Raw genomic sequence first — 13,898 nt, 5'->3', positions numbered from 1 at the left:
TCAGTGCATTACGTCATGAATTGGACAGGTCTTTGGGCCCTGGTTTGCTCACTGATTCGGCTGTGACCTGCGGGAATGAAGTACCCCCGGGATATAGGTCACATCCTGGGGGAGATTCGGTCACGACTGAGTGGCGAGAGGCGTGAGTGGTGTCGAGTTGTGACAGTGGCGTCATCAACAGTGTCTCTGGGTAATGGAATTGCGAGCGCCCCGACCCCTCTCGTGGAGGAATCGGGGCGCTTTTGGCGACGCGGTGTCATGGGTTGAATTCACTGCGTGCTTATCTGTCGTATTGCTGGGCGATTGCTGTGGGTTCGCTGTGGAATTGCGTTGCTGTGGGGTGGGGTTGCTGTGGGGCGGTGGAACCAGGCGGCTCCGGCGGGCCGGCTCGGGCGCTCGATTCAGCTCAGGCGCTCGATGACCATGGCCATGCCCTGGCCGCCGCCCACGCACATGGTCTCCAGGCCGAACTGCTTGTCGTGGAACTGCAGGCTGTTGATCAGCGTGCCGGTGATGCGCGCACCCGTCATGCCGAAGGGGTGGCCGACGGCGATGGCGCCGCCGTTCACGTTCACCTTGTCCAGGTCGAGGCCCAGGTCCCGGTAGGACGGGATGACCTGGGCGGCGAACGCCTCGTTCAGCTCGGCCAGGTCGATGTCGCCGATCGTCAGGCCCGCCCGCTTCAGCGCCTGCTTCGACGCCTCGACGGGGCCGTATCCCATGATCTCGGGGGAGAGCCCGGTGACGCCGGTCGAGACGATCCGGGCCAGCGGGGTCAGTCCCAGCTCGCGCGCCTTGGTGTCGCTCATGATCACCAGGGCCGCGGCGCCGTCGTTGAGCGGGCAGCAGTTGCCCGCGGTGACGCGGCCGTCGGGGCGGAAGACCGGCTTCAGGCCCTGTACGCCTTCGAGGGTCACCCCGGCCCGCGGGCCGTCGTCCGCGGAGACGACTGTGCCGTCGGGGAGTGTCACCGGGGTGATCTCCCGGGCCCAGAAGCCGTTCTTGATCGCTTCCTCGGCGAGGTTCTGCGACCGTACGCCGAACTCGTCCATGTCCTGGCGGGTGATGCCCTTGAGCCCGGCCAGGTTCTCGGCGGTCTGGCCCATCGCGATGTACGCGTCCGGGACCAGGCCGTCCTCGCGCGGGTCGTGCCAGGAGGCGCCCTCGCTCTTGGCCACGGCCTCGGTGCGCGCCTCGGCCTCGGCGAAGAGCGGGTTGTGCGTGTCCGGGAGGCTGTCGGAGTTGCCCTTCACGAACCGCGACACCATCTCGACACCGGCCGAGATGAAGACGTCGCCCTCGCCGGCCTTGATGGCGTGCAGTGCCATCCGCGAGGTCTGGAGGGAGGACGAGCAGTAGCGGGTGACCGTACAGCCGGGGAGGTGGTCCATCCCCATGGCCACGCTGACGATGCGGCCCAGGTTGTTGCCCTGTTCACCGCCGGGCAGCCCGCAGCCCAGCATCAGGTCGTCGATGTCCCGGGGGTCCAGCTCGGGGACCTTGGCGAGGGCGGCCTGGATGATGGTGGCGGTGAGGTCGTCGGCGCGCAGGTCCTTCAGCGAACCCTTGAAGGCGCGGCCGATGGGGGAGCGGGCGGTTGAGACGATCACGGCTTCGGGCATCACGGCTCCATGGGGCTGAGGCGGGGCTGATCGGGGGCGGTACGCGGTTGGCGGCAGGGCTGATTGGAAGTTACCCGGACGTACCGCCGAGGTCACCGGGGGCGGTGTGTGATGCGGGACTCTTTTCTAAGCGACCGCTCAGGATGGCGGGGCCGGTGGCTGCGCGACCCCCGGCTCCCGGTCCGGCCCCTGACCGGGAGCGACCGGCGGCTGCTGCCCCGACGGGCGGTCCCCGGGCGGGTTGTTTCCGGGCGGGTGGTCCCCGCCGGGGTGGGTTCCGCCGGGGTGGTTCCCGTCCGGGTGGTCTCCGTCCGGGTGGTTCCCGCCGGGGTGGTTTCCGACGGGGTGGTTCCCGCCGGGGTGGTTTCCGTCCGGGTGGTTCCCGGACTGGTGGTTCCCGGGCGGCCAGTGCAGGTGCCGGCGCTCGCCGGGCGGCGCGGCCTCCGCCGTCTCCGGCAGGCGCCGCCGCCTGCGGTGCTTCAGCAGCGCCCAGGGCGCACGGACCCCGGTGACCTCGGTGCCCGCCTCCGACGCCGCGGCCGAAGCGGCCTTGGCCACCGGCAGCATGTCCTCGTCGCGGGTGGCGTCCAGGTGGTCGGTCTCCGGCCACAGGCCGAGCACCGCGCAGAGCGTGGGCAGTACCGCCATCGCAGCCGTCGCATAGCCCTCGGCCGACGGGTGGTAGTTGTCCGGGCCGAACAGCTCGCGGGGGTTGGCCTCGAACTCCGGGCCCAGCATCTCGCCCAGCGACACCGTCCGCCCGCCCTGTTCGACCACCCCGATCGTCTGGGCCGCCGCCAGCTGCCGGGAGACCCGCCGGGCCAGCCACCGCAGCGGCTGGTACACGGGCTCGACCGTGCCCAGGTCGGGGCAGGTCCCGACGACGACCTCGGCACCCGCCGTACGCAGCCTGCGGACCGAGGTCGCCAGATGGCGCACGGACTGGGTGGCCGGCATCCGGTGCGTCACATCGTTCGCGCCGATCATGATCACGCAGACCTCGGGGAGCAGCCCCGGATCAGCGAGCACCAGCCCCACCTGCCGGTCCAGATCGTCCGACATCGCGCCGGGCAGCGCCACATTGCGCAGATCCACCGGCCGCTCCGCCACCGCCGCGAGCCCGGAGGCGAGCAGCGCGGCCGGGGTCTGGCCCGCCCGCCGTACGCCCTGGCCCGCCGCCGTCGAGTCGCCGAGCATGGCCAGTCGTAACGGCTCCAGATGCCCCGTACGGCCCGCGAACGCCAGTCCGTACCGCCCGTCGGCGCTCGGCGCCCAGGGGGCCCGGCCACCGCCGACGGAACGCTTCGCCAGCTGGACCTCCGCCAGCAGCACCCCCACCGCGGCCGCTCCGACCAGCCCGATGCTTCCCCCTCCGTACGCCGCGCCCGCCGCGATCCGTCGCGCCACCCTCGCCCTCGACACTGCCACCTCCTCATAGCCGTACACCTGCCGTACGGTGTCCGGCCGGCCGAGCTGTACAACAGCTAACTGCCCGGAGACCGGTGCTGCTCAATCTTGTCCAATACGCTGACCGCCATGGTGCACATCCACGACTCGATGATCGGCCTCGTCGGCAACACCCCGCTGGTGAGGCTCAACAAGGTGACCGCAGGACTCAGGGCGACCGTCCTGGCCAAGGTCGAATACTTCAACCCCGGCGGCTCCGTGAAGGACCGTATCGCCGTCCGCATGATCGAGGCGGCGGAGCAGAGCGGCGAGCTGCTCCCCGGCGGCACGATCGTGGAGCCGACCAGTGGGAACACTGGTGTCGGGCTGGCGATCGTGGCCCAGCAGAAGGGCTACAAGTGCATCTTCGTCTGCCCGGACAAGGTGTCGACGGACAAGATCAACGTGCTGCGGGCGTACGGAGCCGATGTCGTCGTCTGCCCCACGGCCGTCGACCCCGACCACCCCGACTCGTACTACAACGTCTCCGACCGGCTGGTCAGGGAGACGCCGGGTGCGTGGAAGCCCGACCAGTACAGCAACCCGAACAACCCGCGCTCGCACTACGAGACCACCGGGCCCGAGCTGTGGGAGCAGACGGAGGGGCGGATCACGCACTTCGTCGCGGGCGTCGGCACCGGCGGCACCATCAGCGGGACCGGGCGGTATCTCAAGGACGTGTCCGACGGGCGGGTCAGGATCATCGGCGCGGACCCGGAGGGCTCCGTGTACTCGGGCGGCTCGGGGCGGCCCTACCTCGTCGAGGGCGTCGGTGAGGACTTCTGGCCGACCGCGTACGACAGGACGGTGACCGACGACATCGTCGCCGTGTCCGACAAGGACTCCTTCCAGATGACGCGCAGGCTCGCCAAGGAGGAGGGCCTGCTGGTCGGCGGCTCCTGCGGGATGGCGGTCGTGGCGGCGCTGCGGGTGGCCGAGGAGCTCGGGCCCGACGACACCGTGGTCGTGCTGCTGCCGGACAGCGGGCGCGGCTATCTCTCGAAGATCTTCAACGACGAGTGGATGAACGACTACGGGTTCCTGGAGCAGCCCGGCACCGACCCGCGCGTCTCGGATGTGCTGCTGGGGAAGGAGGACGGCATCCCGCACCTGGTGCACATGCACCCGGAGGAGACCGTCGGCGACGCGATCGACGTGCTGCGTGAGTACGGCGTCTCCCAGATGCCCATCGTGAAGCCGGGGGCCGGGCATCCGGACGTGATGGCCGCCGAGGTCATCGGTTCGGTGGTGGAACGGGAGCTGCTGGACGCGCTGTTCGCCCAGCGGGCCTCGCTGGACGACGCGCTGGAGAAGCACATGTCGTCACCGCTGCCACTGGTCGGCTCGGGCGAGCCGGTCGCCGATCTGATGGCCGTGCTGGGCAAGGCGGACGCGGCGATCGTGCTGGTGGAGGGGAAACCGACGGGCGTGGTCAGCCGCCAGGACCTGCTGTCGTACCTGGCCCGCAGGGCCCGCACGGCGTAAGGCCGGGCGGCAGGGCCGTGGGAGCGCCGGGCTGCTGGGTCGCTGACTGGGTGGCCCGGTCGCCGGGTCGCTGATTGGGCGGCCGGGCTGCCGGCCTGGTGGCCCGGCCGCTGGTCGGACGGGTCGGGCGGCGAGGTCAGGCGCCCGCTGTCACGGACCTCAGCTCCGCGAGCGACTCCCTGGCGATCTCCGACAGATCCCGTTCGCCGTTTCCGCCGATCCAGGTCTCGAACGCGACCCGGAAGACAGCCACCCCCGCCTCGGCCGCCAGGCTCGCGGCCGGTTCCCCCACGCCGCGCCCGCGCAGCGCGCCGGCCAGCGCCGCTGCCAGTGACGCGAGCTTGATCAGCTCGCGTTCCTGGAGCTCCGTGTTCGCGGCGATGACGCTCTGGCGGAGCCGGGCGTGCTCACGCAGCTCATGGAAATGGGCGCCCAGCGGATCGAGCGCGGCGGCGACGGCGTCGATCGGTGCGGCGGAAGCGGGCGCTTCGGCCAGCCTGCTCACGAGGAGCTCCTGGAGTGCCTCCGCGCCCCCGAACAGCACCTCGCGCTTGTCCGCGAAGTGCCGGAAGAACGTGCGCTCCGTGAGCCCGGCCCGCTTGGCGATCTCCGCCACCGTGGTCTGTTCGTAGCCCCGCTCGACGTAGAGCTCCAGTGCGGCCTGCTCCAGGCGGCCGCGCCCGTTCGGCTCCCAGCGACTCATGGCGCCGATCCTACGTGACGTCAGAGGCTGACATCGTTGTCCCCGGGGGAGGGGGCTCAGAGCGCAGGGAGCGCAGAGCGCCAGAGCCGGAGCAGCAGGATTCGCCCAAGCGGTACACGGGTGACACGCTCGCGCAGCACCGTCTTAACACGGCTGCGGCAGATTGGTGGGTGCCGGAAGGGAGACCAGCCGGCACCACGAACGGCGTCACGGACCTCCGGAGCGGCTCCCGGCCTCCAGGACGCCATGGACGCGGTCGGCCGGCCCTGACCCGGCCCCGCGTCCCTCGCGGGGACCGCCGTCGTCCCGCCCCCCGGTCCGCCGGGGGTGCGGCGGTCCCCGCGATCATCTGTGTGCGGGGCCGTTGACCGTACGGCAGGTGCCCCGGCCGGGTCAGTTTCCCGCGGGCCGGGTCAGCCCTCCCAGTCGGATTCCGGCCTGGGCTTCGAGCGGGACCGCAGATGCTGGAACAGGCCGCCGTCGCGCGCGGCATGGACCGTGTTGACGCCCACGATCCCCACCCAGGTGACGATGAGCCCCGGCAGGCCGGCGTTGATCACCCCGATCGCCGACAGCGGGACGGCCAGGATCATCGTGACGATCCCGAACCCGAACCGCTCGCCGAACCCGCTCTCGGGCTGCTGCGGACGGCTGCTGCCCCGGGCGACCACCATCTGCTGTTCGGCCATCTGCCGGCGCACCCGCCGGTCCACCGTGCCGTCGAGCCGCTGCTCGACCTTCTCCAGGAACGATTCGACCAGAGCCGAGTCGTAATCCTCGCCCAGTTCCCTGCGCGCGTGCAGGGCGGCGTCGAGTTCCTTCTTCAACTCCTGGTCGCTGGCTTCCATGGAGTACACGGTACGAATCCGGGGCGCGCGGAGCAGTGGGGCTAACCCCCCAATCCGAGGGGGTACTCCCACCCGCCCGGCCGCCGTGCGGCGTGGCTACGGGGCCGGCACCTGCTCCGGTACGGGCTGGGCTGCCGGCGTCAGGATGGTGGCTTCCGGGATGTGCGAGGTGTTGCGCCGGGCCAGCAGCCAGTACAGCGCCGCCGGGACCACGAGCCCCACGATCCAGGAGATGTCCGCGCCGCCGAGGCTGCTGACCAGCGGTCCGGTGTAGAAGGACGTGGCCAGGAAGGGGAACTGGGCCACCAGCCCGATCCCGTACACCACCAGCGCGTCCCACCGCCAGGCGCCGTAGCGGCCCTTCGGGTCGGAGAGGGCCGGGATGTCGTAGCGCTCGCGGGAGATCAGGTAGTAGTCGACCAGGTTGACCGCCGACCAGGGAGTGAAGAAGGCCAGCAGGAAGAGCAGGAAGTCCTTGAAGGAGTCGAGGAAGCTGTCCTTGCCCGCCAGGGCCACCGCTGTGCCGGCCACCATGATGACCATGATGTAGAGCGTGCGGCCGCGCGGGGTGAGGGTCTTCTGGCCGCGGAAGCCGCTGACGCACGTCACCATCGACATGAAGCCGCCGTAGGTGTTGAGCACGTTGATCGTGAGCTTGCCCAGCGCGATGACGAAGTAGAGGACCGAGGCCATCAGCCCGGCGCCGCCGAGCCCGACCACATAGCCGACCTGGCTGTTCAGGAAGGCGTCGCCCGCCGTCGCCGCCACCAGGACACCGAAGGTCATCGACCACTGCGAGCCGAGCGTCGTACCGCCGAGCGTCCACCAGAACGTGGCGCGGCCGCTGGTCGTACGGGGCAGATAGCGCGAGTAGTCCGCGACATACGGGCCGAAGGCCAGCTGCCAGGAGGCCGAGAGCGAGACGGCGAGCAGGAACAGCGGGAACGAGAAGCTGTGGTCGTGCAGGACCGTGCCCAGGTCGATGCGGTCGAGCAGCCGGATCCCCAGGTAGATGAAGGCGATGGCGCAGATGATGCTCGCGACCCGGCCGAGCGTGTGGATGACCCGGTAGCCGATGGCGGCCATCGCCGCGGTCAGCACGGCGAAGATGACGATCCCGGTGGTGTCGCCGAGGTGGGTCAGCTTGCCCACCGCCTGGCCCGCGAGGACGGTGCCGCTGGCGAAGAACCCGATGTACATCAGGATCACCAGGGCCAGCGGGACGACCGCGCCCTTGACCCCGAACTGCGCACGGGACGAGATCATCTGGGGCAGTCCGAGCCGCGGGCCCTGCGCCGAGTGGAGCGCCATCACCGTGCCGCCCAGCAGATTGCCGAGCAGCAGCCCGACGATCGACCAGAGCGCGCCGCCGCCGAAGACCACGGCGAGCGCCCCGGTCACGACGGCGGTGATGTGCAGGTTCGCGCCCACCCAGAGCGTGAACTGGGAGAAGGCGTTGCCGTGGCGCTCCTCGTCGGGGACGACATCGATCGACCGTTGTTCCACCAGGTCTGCCACCGGAGGGCCTCCCTCTCACCACTGCGTTGCCATCATCGGCCGGTGTGTGTGCCGACCGGCGATGTATCGATCTATGCAGAGTGTGTCTTGATGAATGGAAGGTCAATAGGTGCAGGATTTTTAGTTGCTTCTTCAGGCAGCTGGACTGTCCATTGGTCGTAGTTCGTCCGCATATGAGACGGAAATCCGGCGCATCAGTCCGTCGTCGCTGATGGTGTACTGACCGAGCCGCCAGAGCGGCGGCGAGTACGCGTGGATCGACACCGCGTCGTCCGTCGCCCCGGTCAGGCGGTGGATGTGGTCGGGGCCGAAGCAGAAGGAGCTGTCGGCGCCGACGGCCGTCGCGAGGTGCCGGCCGCTGATCCGCGGATTCGACTCGGTCAGCACGCCCTGGACCACCCGGACCGCGCCCGACGAGATGTCGTGGTCGTGCCAGCCGGTGTCGTTCTGCCGGGTCCAGCAGAGCAGCCAGATGTCCACGTACTCGTCGCGGTGCAGTGAGGCGTAGTGCCGGTCGGTGTCCGAGAAGGCGACCTCGGGGCGCCAGAGCTCCGGGCGGGTGGCCAAGTCGTCGACCAGTGCCTGGAGTTCGCGCTTGTCGAGATTACGGTCGGGCAGCGCGGCGTCGTACGTCACGGGGTTGCTCCTCTCAGGAGGCGGGCGGGGTTGGCGGCGCGCAGCGCGTGGACGGCGGCTTCGGCGCCGAGATCGGGGGGTGCGGGGAGGGCGTACGGGCGGTCGCTGCCGGTCACGACGGTGTCGATGCCGACCGCGCGGACCAGGGCGTCCACGGCCCGGGTGCCGTACGAGGAGGTCTCGTAGAAGACGTCGGGATCGACCGTGCCCCGGCCGCCGCCCCGGGCCGCGGTCAGCGCCTCCGGCAGATGGAAGCGGGCCATGGCCGCGCTGGTGCCGGGCGGGATACGGCCCGGGGTGGCCAGCGACACCAGGCTCATGGCGAGGAAGCCCACCGGTACGGACCACACGGCGGGCCAGGCGAGCAGCGCATGGGCCCAGCCCGGCCGTACGCCGCCGCCCATCGTCACCGACACGGCGATCAGCGCGGAGCCGCCGCCGAGCAGCAGCCCGGCGACCGCGCCGGGCGGGGTGAGCCGGCGCCACCAGATGCCGAGGACGAGGAGCGGGCAGAAGGACGAGGCGGAGACGGCGAAGGCCATGCCTACGGCGTCGGCCACCGGTACGCCGCTGACCAGCAGGGCGGCGCCGAGCGGGATCCCCATGGCCAGCAGGGTGGCGAGGCGGAAGTGCCGTATGCCGCGGGCCCCCTGGGTGAGGACTCCGGCGACCGCCATGGTCAGCCCCGACGCCGTGGAGAGGAACGCGGCGAACGCACCGCCCGCGACGAGCGCGCCGAGCAGGGCGCCACCGGTGCCGCCGATCACCCGGCCCGGCAGCAGCAGCACGGCCGCGTCGGCGTCGCCGCCGAGTGACAGCTCCGACGCGTACAGCCGTCCCAGCGCCCCGTACACCGGGGGCAGCAGATAGAAGGCGCCGATCAGTGCGAGGACCACGACCGTGGTGCGGCGGGCGGTGCGGCCGTCCGGGCTGGTGTAGAAGCGGACGACGACATGGGGCAGCCCCATGGTGCCGAGGAAGGTCGCCACGATCAGCCCGTAGGTCGCGTACAGCGGATGACCGGCGCGGTCGAAGCCCGCGGCGGCCGCCAGTTGGGGGCCGACGGGCGGCACCCGGGGCCGCCCGTCGCCCTGCCAGGCGAGCACCAGGAAGAGCGCGGGGACCAGCAGGGCGGTGAGCTTGAGCCAGTACTGGAACGCCTGGACGAAGGTGATACTGCGCATTCCGCCCGCGGCGACGGAGAGCACGACGACCGCGGCGACGATCACCGGGCCGAGCCAGCCGGGCGCCCCGGTGAGGATGTCCAGGGTGAGCCCGGCGCCCTGGAGCTGGGGCACCAGATAGAGCCACCCTGCTCCGGTGACGAGCACTCCGACCAGGCCGCGTACCTGCCGTGACTCCAGGCGCCCTTCGGCGAAGTCGGGCAGGGTGTAGGCGCCGGAGCGGCGCAGCGGCGCGGCGATGAGCACCAGCAGCACCAGATATCCGGCGGTGTAGCCGACCGGGTACCAGAGCATGTCGGGGCCGTGGACGAGGACGAGTCCGGCGACCCCGAGGAAGGATGCGGCGGAGAGGTACTCACCGCTGATCGCGGCGGCGTTGAGCCGGGGACCCACGGTGCGCGACGCCACATAGAAGTCGGATGTCGTCCGGGAGATCCGCAGGCCGAAGCCGCCGACCAGGACCGTGGCGAGGACGACGACGGCCACCGCCACCACGGCGTACGTCCGGCTCACCGTGCGGGGCGGCCTTCCACGAGGCGGGCGAAGTCCTGTTCGTTGCGCTCGGCGCGGCGCACGTACCACCAGGCGACGCCCACCAGGAGCGGATAGGCGCCGAGGCCCAGGACGATCCAGACGGCCGGCTCGCTGCGGAGCGCGGCGAAGGCGAGCGGCAGGCTGCCGGCGAGGAGGGCAATGAGTGTGAACGCCCCGAGCCCGGCCCGGAGCTGCCCGCGCATCAGGGAGCGTACGTAGGCGTCGCCGAGCGCGGTCTGTTCGTCGATCTCGGACTGCGCCCGGTGACGGGGCAGCGGGCGCACCTGTCGGGGCCGGCCCGTCACGGTCTCGCGTCGGGGGAGCGGCTCTGCGGACATGGCGCGGAGTGTACGCAGCGCGGCGTGCCGGCGGCAGCCGAACGCGTGAGGAGCACCCGGTCCAGCGGTCCGAACGCAACGGCGGGGGCGCACCGGCGGGGATCAACGGCCGTCACCAGGGCCCGGGTTCAGCGGCGGTGCATGAGGCGGTCGCGCAACGCCCTGGCATGGCGTCTGCTCACCTGGAGTTCGGCCGCACCGACGCGGACGCTCATGGAGCCGGCGTCCAGGCGCAGTTCGTCGATGCGGTCAAGCGCGACGAGGTGGCTGCGGTGGATGCGTACGAACCCGCGTGCGCGCCAGCGCTCCTCCAGGGCGGAGAGCGGGACGCGGACGAGATGGCTGCCGTCGGCGGTGTGCAGCCGGGCGTAGTCTCCGTGGGCCTCGGCGTAGGCGATGTCGGAGACGGCCACGAAGCGTACGACACCGCCGAGTTCGACCGGGATCTGGTCGGCGGCCGCGTCCAGGACGGGGGCCGTCCGGTCGGTGACGAGTTCGGCGACCCGCCGCACGGCCTCGGCGAGGCGCTCCCTGCGTACCGGTTTCAGTACGTAGTCGACGGCCTTGAGGTCGAACGCCTGCAGGGCGAAGCCCTCGTGCGCGGTGACGAAGACGATCAGCGGGGGCCGGGTGAATCCCGCGAGCAGCCGGGCGATGTCGAGCCCGGTGAGCCCGGCCATATGGATGTCGAGGAAGACGACATCGACGGCCGCCGTGTCGGCACCGGCCCCCGTGCCGAGCGCGCCGCCGATGCGGCGCAGCGCCTCGGTGGCGCTCAGCGCGCCCTCCGCGCTGTGGACCCGGGGGTCACTGCGGAGCAGGTAGAGCAGCTCCTCCAGGGCGGGCTCCTCGTCGTCCACGGCCAGTACGCGCAGCATGACCCGGAGTGTAGGACCTGACGCGGGTGCGGCGAAGCGGTGCTGCCACGCGGCCTCAGATGCCGTAGACCCGCGCGGCGGTGGCCCCGAACACCTCGGCGCGCTCGCTCTCGCTCAGCCCGTCCGTCAACCGGTGCGCGGTGTCGACGACTTCACCGTAGGAGGCGCCGAGCGTGCAGACCGGCCAGTCGGAGCCGAACATCAGCCGGCCGGGGCCGAAGGCTTCCAGCACCGTGCCGGCGTACGGACGGAGCCCGTCCACCGTCCAGCCCTGGCCCGCTTCGGCGACCATTCCGGAGAGCTTGCAGACGGTGTTGGGGCGGGCGGCCAGGGCCCGCACATCCGACACCCAGGGCTGGAGCGCGCCGCCGGCGATGGGCGGCTTGCCCAGATGGTCGAGTACGAAGGTGAGTTCGGGCAGTTGTGCGGCGACGGCGGCGGCGACGGGCAGCTGGTGGTCGAGGACGATCAGGTCGTAGGCCAGCCCGGCCGCGGCGACGGCGGCGAGCCCGCGCCGGACGTCGGGCCGCAGCAGCCAGGCCGGGTCCTGTTCGCCCTGCACCTGGTGGCGGATGCCGACCAGGTTGTCCCCGCCGGGCAGTTCACGCAGCGCGGCGAGGGTGTCCGCGATCGCCGGGTCGGTGAGATCGGTCCAGCCGACGACACCGGCGACCAGGTCGCTCCGCCCGGCGAGTGACAGGAACTCGGGGGTCTCGTCGGCGACGGTGACGGTCTGGACGAGGACGGTGGCCGCCACCCCCGCGGCCCGCGCCTGCGGCGCGAGTTCACTGATCCCGAAGTCCCTTCGCAGCGGCGCGAGTTCGGGACCGGTGATCCAGTCCTGGTCGCGTACGGCGAGGTCCCACACATGGTGATGGGCGTCGATGATCCGCATCGGCTCTCAGCCCTCCCCCGGCTCGGCGAGCTCGTCCCAGAGCGCCTCCGGTATCTCCAGCCGCAGCATCTCGGCGGCGTCGCGCACCTCGGCGGCCGAGCGGGTGCCGACGAGCACACTCGCCACCGCCGGCTGGCGCCGGGGGAACTGGAGGGCCGCCGCGCGCAGTGGGACCCCGTACCGCCCGCAGACGTCCTTCATCCGCAACGCCCGGTCGAGTACGCCCGCGGGCGCCGCACCGTAGTCGTACGGGGCACCGGGCCGGGGGTCGGCCAGCAGGCCGGAGTTGAAGACGCCGCCGACGACGACGCTCCTGCCGCGCGCCTGCGCCTCGGGCAGCAGGGTATCGAGCGCGGACCGGTCGAGCAGGGTGCAGCGCCCGGCGCACAGGACCACGTCGGCATCGGTGTCGCGGAGGAAGCGGGTGAGCATCGCGGTCTGGTTCATCCCGGCGCCGATCGCGCCGACGACCCCCTCGGAGCGCAGTTGCTCCAGCGCCGGGTAGCCGTGCCGGAAGGCGTCGTCGGCGTGGTCGTCCGGGTCGTGCAGATAGGCGATGTCGATCCGGTCGGTACCGAGCCGCACCAGGCTCTCCTCGACGCTGCGCCGTACTCCGTCCGCGCTGAAGTCCCAGACCCGGTGACGGTCGGCGGGGACGGCGAATCCGTTGGCGAGGTCATCGCCTTGACCCGGCCCCGGCTCCAGCAGTCGTCCGACCTTGCTGGATATCACATACGCGTCGCGGGGCCGCTCGCGCAGGGCGTCCCCGAGCCTGCGCTCGGAGAGGCCGAGCCCGTAGTGCGGGGCCGTGTCGAAGTACCGGATCCCCGCCTCCCAGGCAGCGTCGACCGCCGCCCTGGCCGCTGCCGGGCCCACCGGGGTGAAGAGATTGCCGATCCCGGCCGCCCCGAAGGACAGTTCGGTGGTGCCGACCGTACTGTTGCCGATCTTGTTGCGCCGCATGAGACGAATATTCATCGGATCACTTCAGGGCGTCAACACCTCTGCCTGAAACAGCCCCGCTTGACCTCTCGTCCGTCACCTTCAGCAGTTCGGTCAGCTCGTCCGAGAAACACTGGGCGAGCCGCTCCGCGTCCGGCACCGCCTTCCCGTCCGCGACCAGGCCGATATGGACCCGCCCGCCGTAGGCGGAGAGCGCGACGGCGAGCGACTGCCCGTGGGCGAGCGGCGCCAGGGGGTAGAGCGCCCGGAGCGGGCAGCCGCCGAGCGACAGCGTCGAGCGCGGCAGCGGCACGCTGGTCACCAGCACGTCGAAGAGCATCCGCGCCGCGTTCCCGGCCAGCTGGGCGCCCACCCGGTGGGCCAGCGGCGGGAGCCGGTCGGCCAGCACCGCCACCGCGCCCGCGCCGCGTGCGGGTCCCGCTGCCTTGTTGCGGTTCATGGCGGCCCGGACACGGTCGAGCCGCCGCCAGGGGTCGGGGTCGGATACGGGCCGGCCGAGGAGATACGCGGACAGCTTGTTGGCCGAGCCCGCAGGGGCGCCGCGGCGGCGCCTGGACACCGGGACCAGGGCGCGCGGATCGGCTCCCGGCAGTCGCTCACCGCGCTCCAGCATCCAGCGGCGCAGCCCGCCCGCGACCACCGCGAGCAGCACGTCGTTGGAGGTGCCGCCCGCTTCTCTGCGCACCCTCAGCACCTCGTCCTGGTCGAGCACGGCGGTGGCGAGCCGCCGGGTGCCGCTGGAGCTGGCGGCCAGCGCGGACCCGCCCCACAGGTCGATGCGGCTCGCCCGCATGACGGAGGCCCCGATCCCCACGGCCCGGCCCAGTTCCTCGATCCGTTCCCTGGCG

General features: G+C 71.6%; 12 protein-coding genes and 1 pseudogene. 1 reads left to right on the top strand and 12 read right to left on the bottom strand.

What is annotated here, in order from left to right; translation table 11 throughout:
• Positions 1–401 precede the first annotated feature (401 nt).
• Complete coding sequence (locus G3I19_RS07500; RefSeq protein ID WP_164260886.1) at positions 402–1,622, bottom strand: acetyl-CoA C-acetyltransferase; 1,221 nt, start codon at positions 1,620–1,622, stop codon at positions 402–404.
• Between the two features lie 441 nt (positions 1,623–2,063).
• Positions 2,064–3,029 (bottom strand): annotated as a pseudogene (locus G3I19_RS07495) (SGNH/GDSL hydrolase family protein); the annotation flags it as partial.
• A 132-nt stretch (positions 3,030–3,161) separates the two neighbouring features.
• Here G3I19_RS07495 and G3I19_RS07490 point away from each other — a divergent pair.
• On the top strand, positions 3,162–4,553 hold the full coding sequence (locus G3I19_RS07490; RefSeq protein WP_164260985.1) for a cystathionine beta-synthase: 1,392 nt from the start codon (positions 3,162–3,164) through the stop codon (positions 4,551–4,553).
• 136 nt (positions 4,554–4,689) lie between these two features.
• On the opposite strand, the gene G3I19_RS07485 is transcribed toward G3I19_RS07490, so the two are convergent.
• From G3I19_RS07485 to G3I19_RS07440, 10 genes are all read right to left on the bottom strand, one after another.
• The gene (locus G3I19_RS07485; protein ID WP_164260883.1) at positions 4,690–5,256 is read right to left on the bottom strand and encodes a TetR/AcrR family transcriptional regulator; all 567 of its coding nucleotides are present in this window, start codon (positions 5,254–5,256) and stop codon (positions 4,690–4,692) included.
• A gap of 413 nt (positions 5,257–5,669) precedes the next feature.
• Positions 5,670–6,104 (bottom strand): hypothetical protein, encoded by a 435-nt coding sequence (locus G3I19_RS07480; RefSeq protein ID WP_164260880.1) that lies wholly within the window; start codon positions 6,102–6,104, stop codon positions 5,670–5,672.
• A gap of 96 nt (positions 6,105–6,200) precedes the next feature.
• On the bottom strand, positions 6,201–7,622 hold the full coding sequence (locus G3I19_RS07475; RefSeq protein ID WP_164260877.1) for a cytosine permease: 1,422 nt from the start codon (positions 7,620–7,622) through the stop codon (positions 6,201–6,203).
• Between the two features lie 132 nt (positions 7,623–7,754).
• Positions 7,755–8,258 carry a cysteine dioxygenase family protein gene (locus G3I19_RS07470; protein WP_164260874.1) on the bottom strand — a complete coding sequence of 168 codons (504 nt, stop codon included), beginning with the start codon at positions 8,256–8,258 and terminating at the stop codon, positions 7,755–7,757.
• A complete protein-coding gene (locus G3I19_RS07465; RefSeq protein WP_343235016.1) occupies positions 8,255–9,955 on the bottom strand; it encodes a cation acetate symporter in 1,701 nt (566 codons plus the stop codon). The genes G3I19_RS07470 and G3I19_RS07465 overlap by 4 nt, the downstream gene beginning before the upstream one ends.
• The gene (locus tag G3I19_RS07460) at positions 9,952–10,314 is read right to left on the bottom strand and encodes a hypothetical protein (RefSeq protein WP_164260871.1); all 363 of its coding nucleotides are present in this window, start codon (positions 10,312–10,314) and stop codon (positions 9,952–9,954) included. Before G3I19_RS07460 ends, G3I19_RS07465 begins: the two co-directional genes overlap by 4 nt.
• Positions 10,315–10,442: 128 nt before the next feature.
• The gene (locus G3I19_RS07455) at positions 10,443–11,192 is read right to left on the bottom strand and encodes a LytTR family DNA-binding domain-containing protein (protein ID WP_164260868.1); all 750 of its coding nucleotides are present in this window, start codon (positions 11,190–11,192) and stop codon (positions 10,443–10,445) included.
• Between the two features lie 55 nt (positions 11,193–11,247).
• Positions 11,248–12,087 (bottom strand): amidohydrolase family protein, encoded by an 840-nt coding sequence (locus G3I19_RS07450; protein WP_164260865.1) that lies wholly within the window; start codon positions 12,085–12,087, stop codon positions 11,248–11,250.
• 6 nt (positions 12,088–12,093) lie between these two features.
• Entirely contained in the window at positions 12,094–13,050 is a 957-nt protein-coding gene (locus tag G3I19_RS07445) for an aldo/keto reductase (RefSeq protein ID WP_164260982.1), read from the bottom strand.
• A 19-nt stretch (positions 13,051–13,069) separates the two neighbouring features.
• On the bottom strand, positions 13,070–13,898 hold an 829-nt coding region (locus G3I19_RS07440; protein ID WP_164260861.1), incomplete at its 5' end, for a WS/DGAT domain-containing protein.

The sequence above is a fragment of the Streptomyces sp. SID10853 genome (assembly GCF_010548145.1).
Lineage (GTDB): Bacteria > Actinomycetota > Actinomycetes > Streptomycetales > Streptomycetaceae > Streptomyces.
This window is presented reverse-complemented; position numbering and strand designations above follow the sequence as displayed.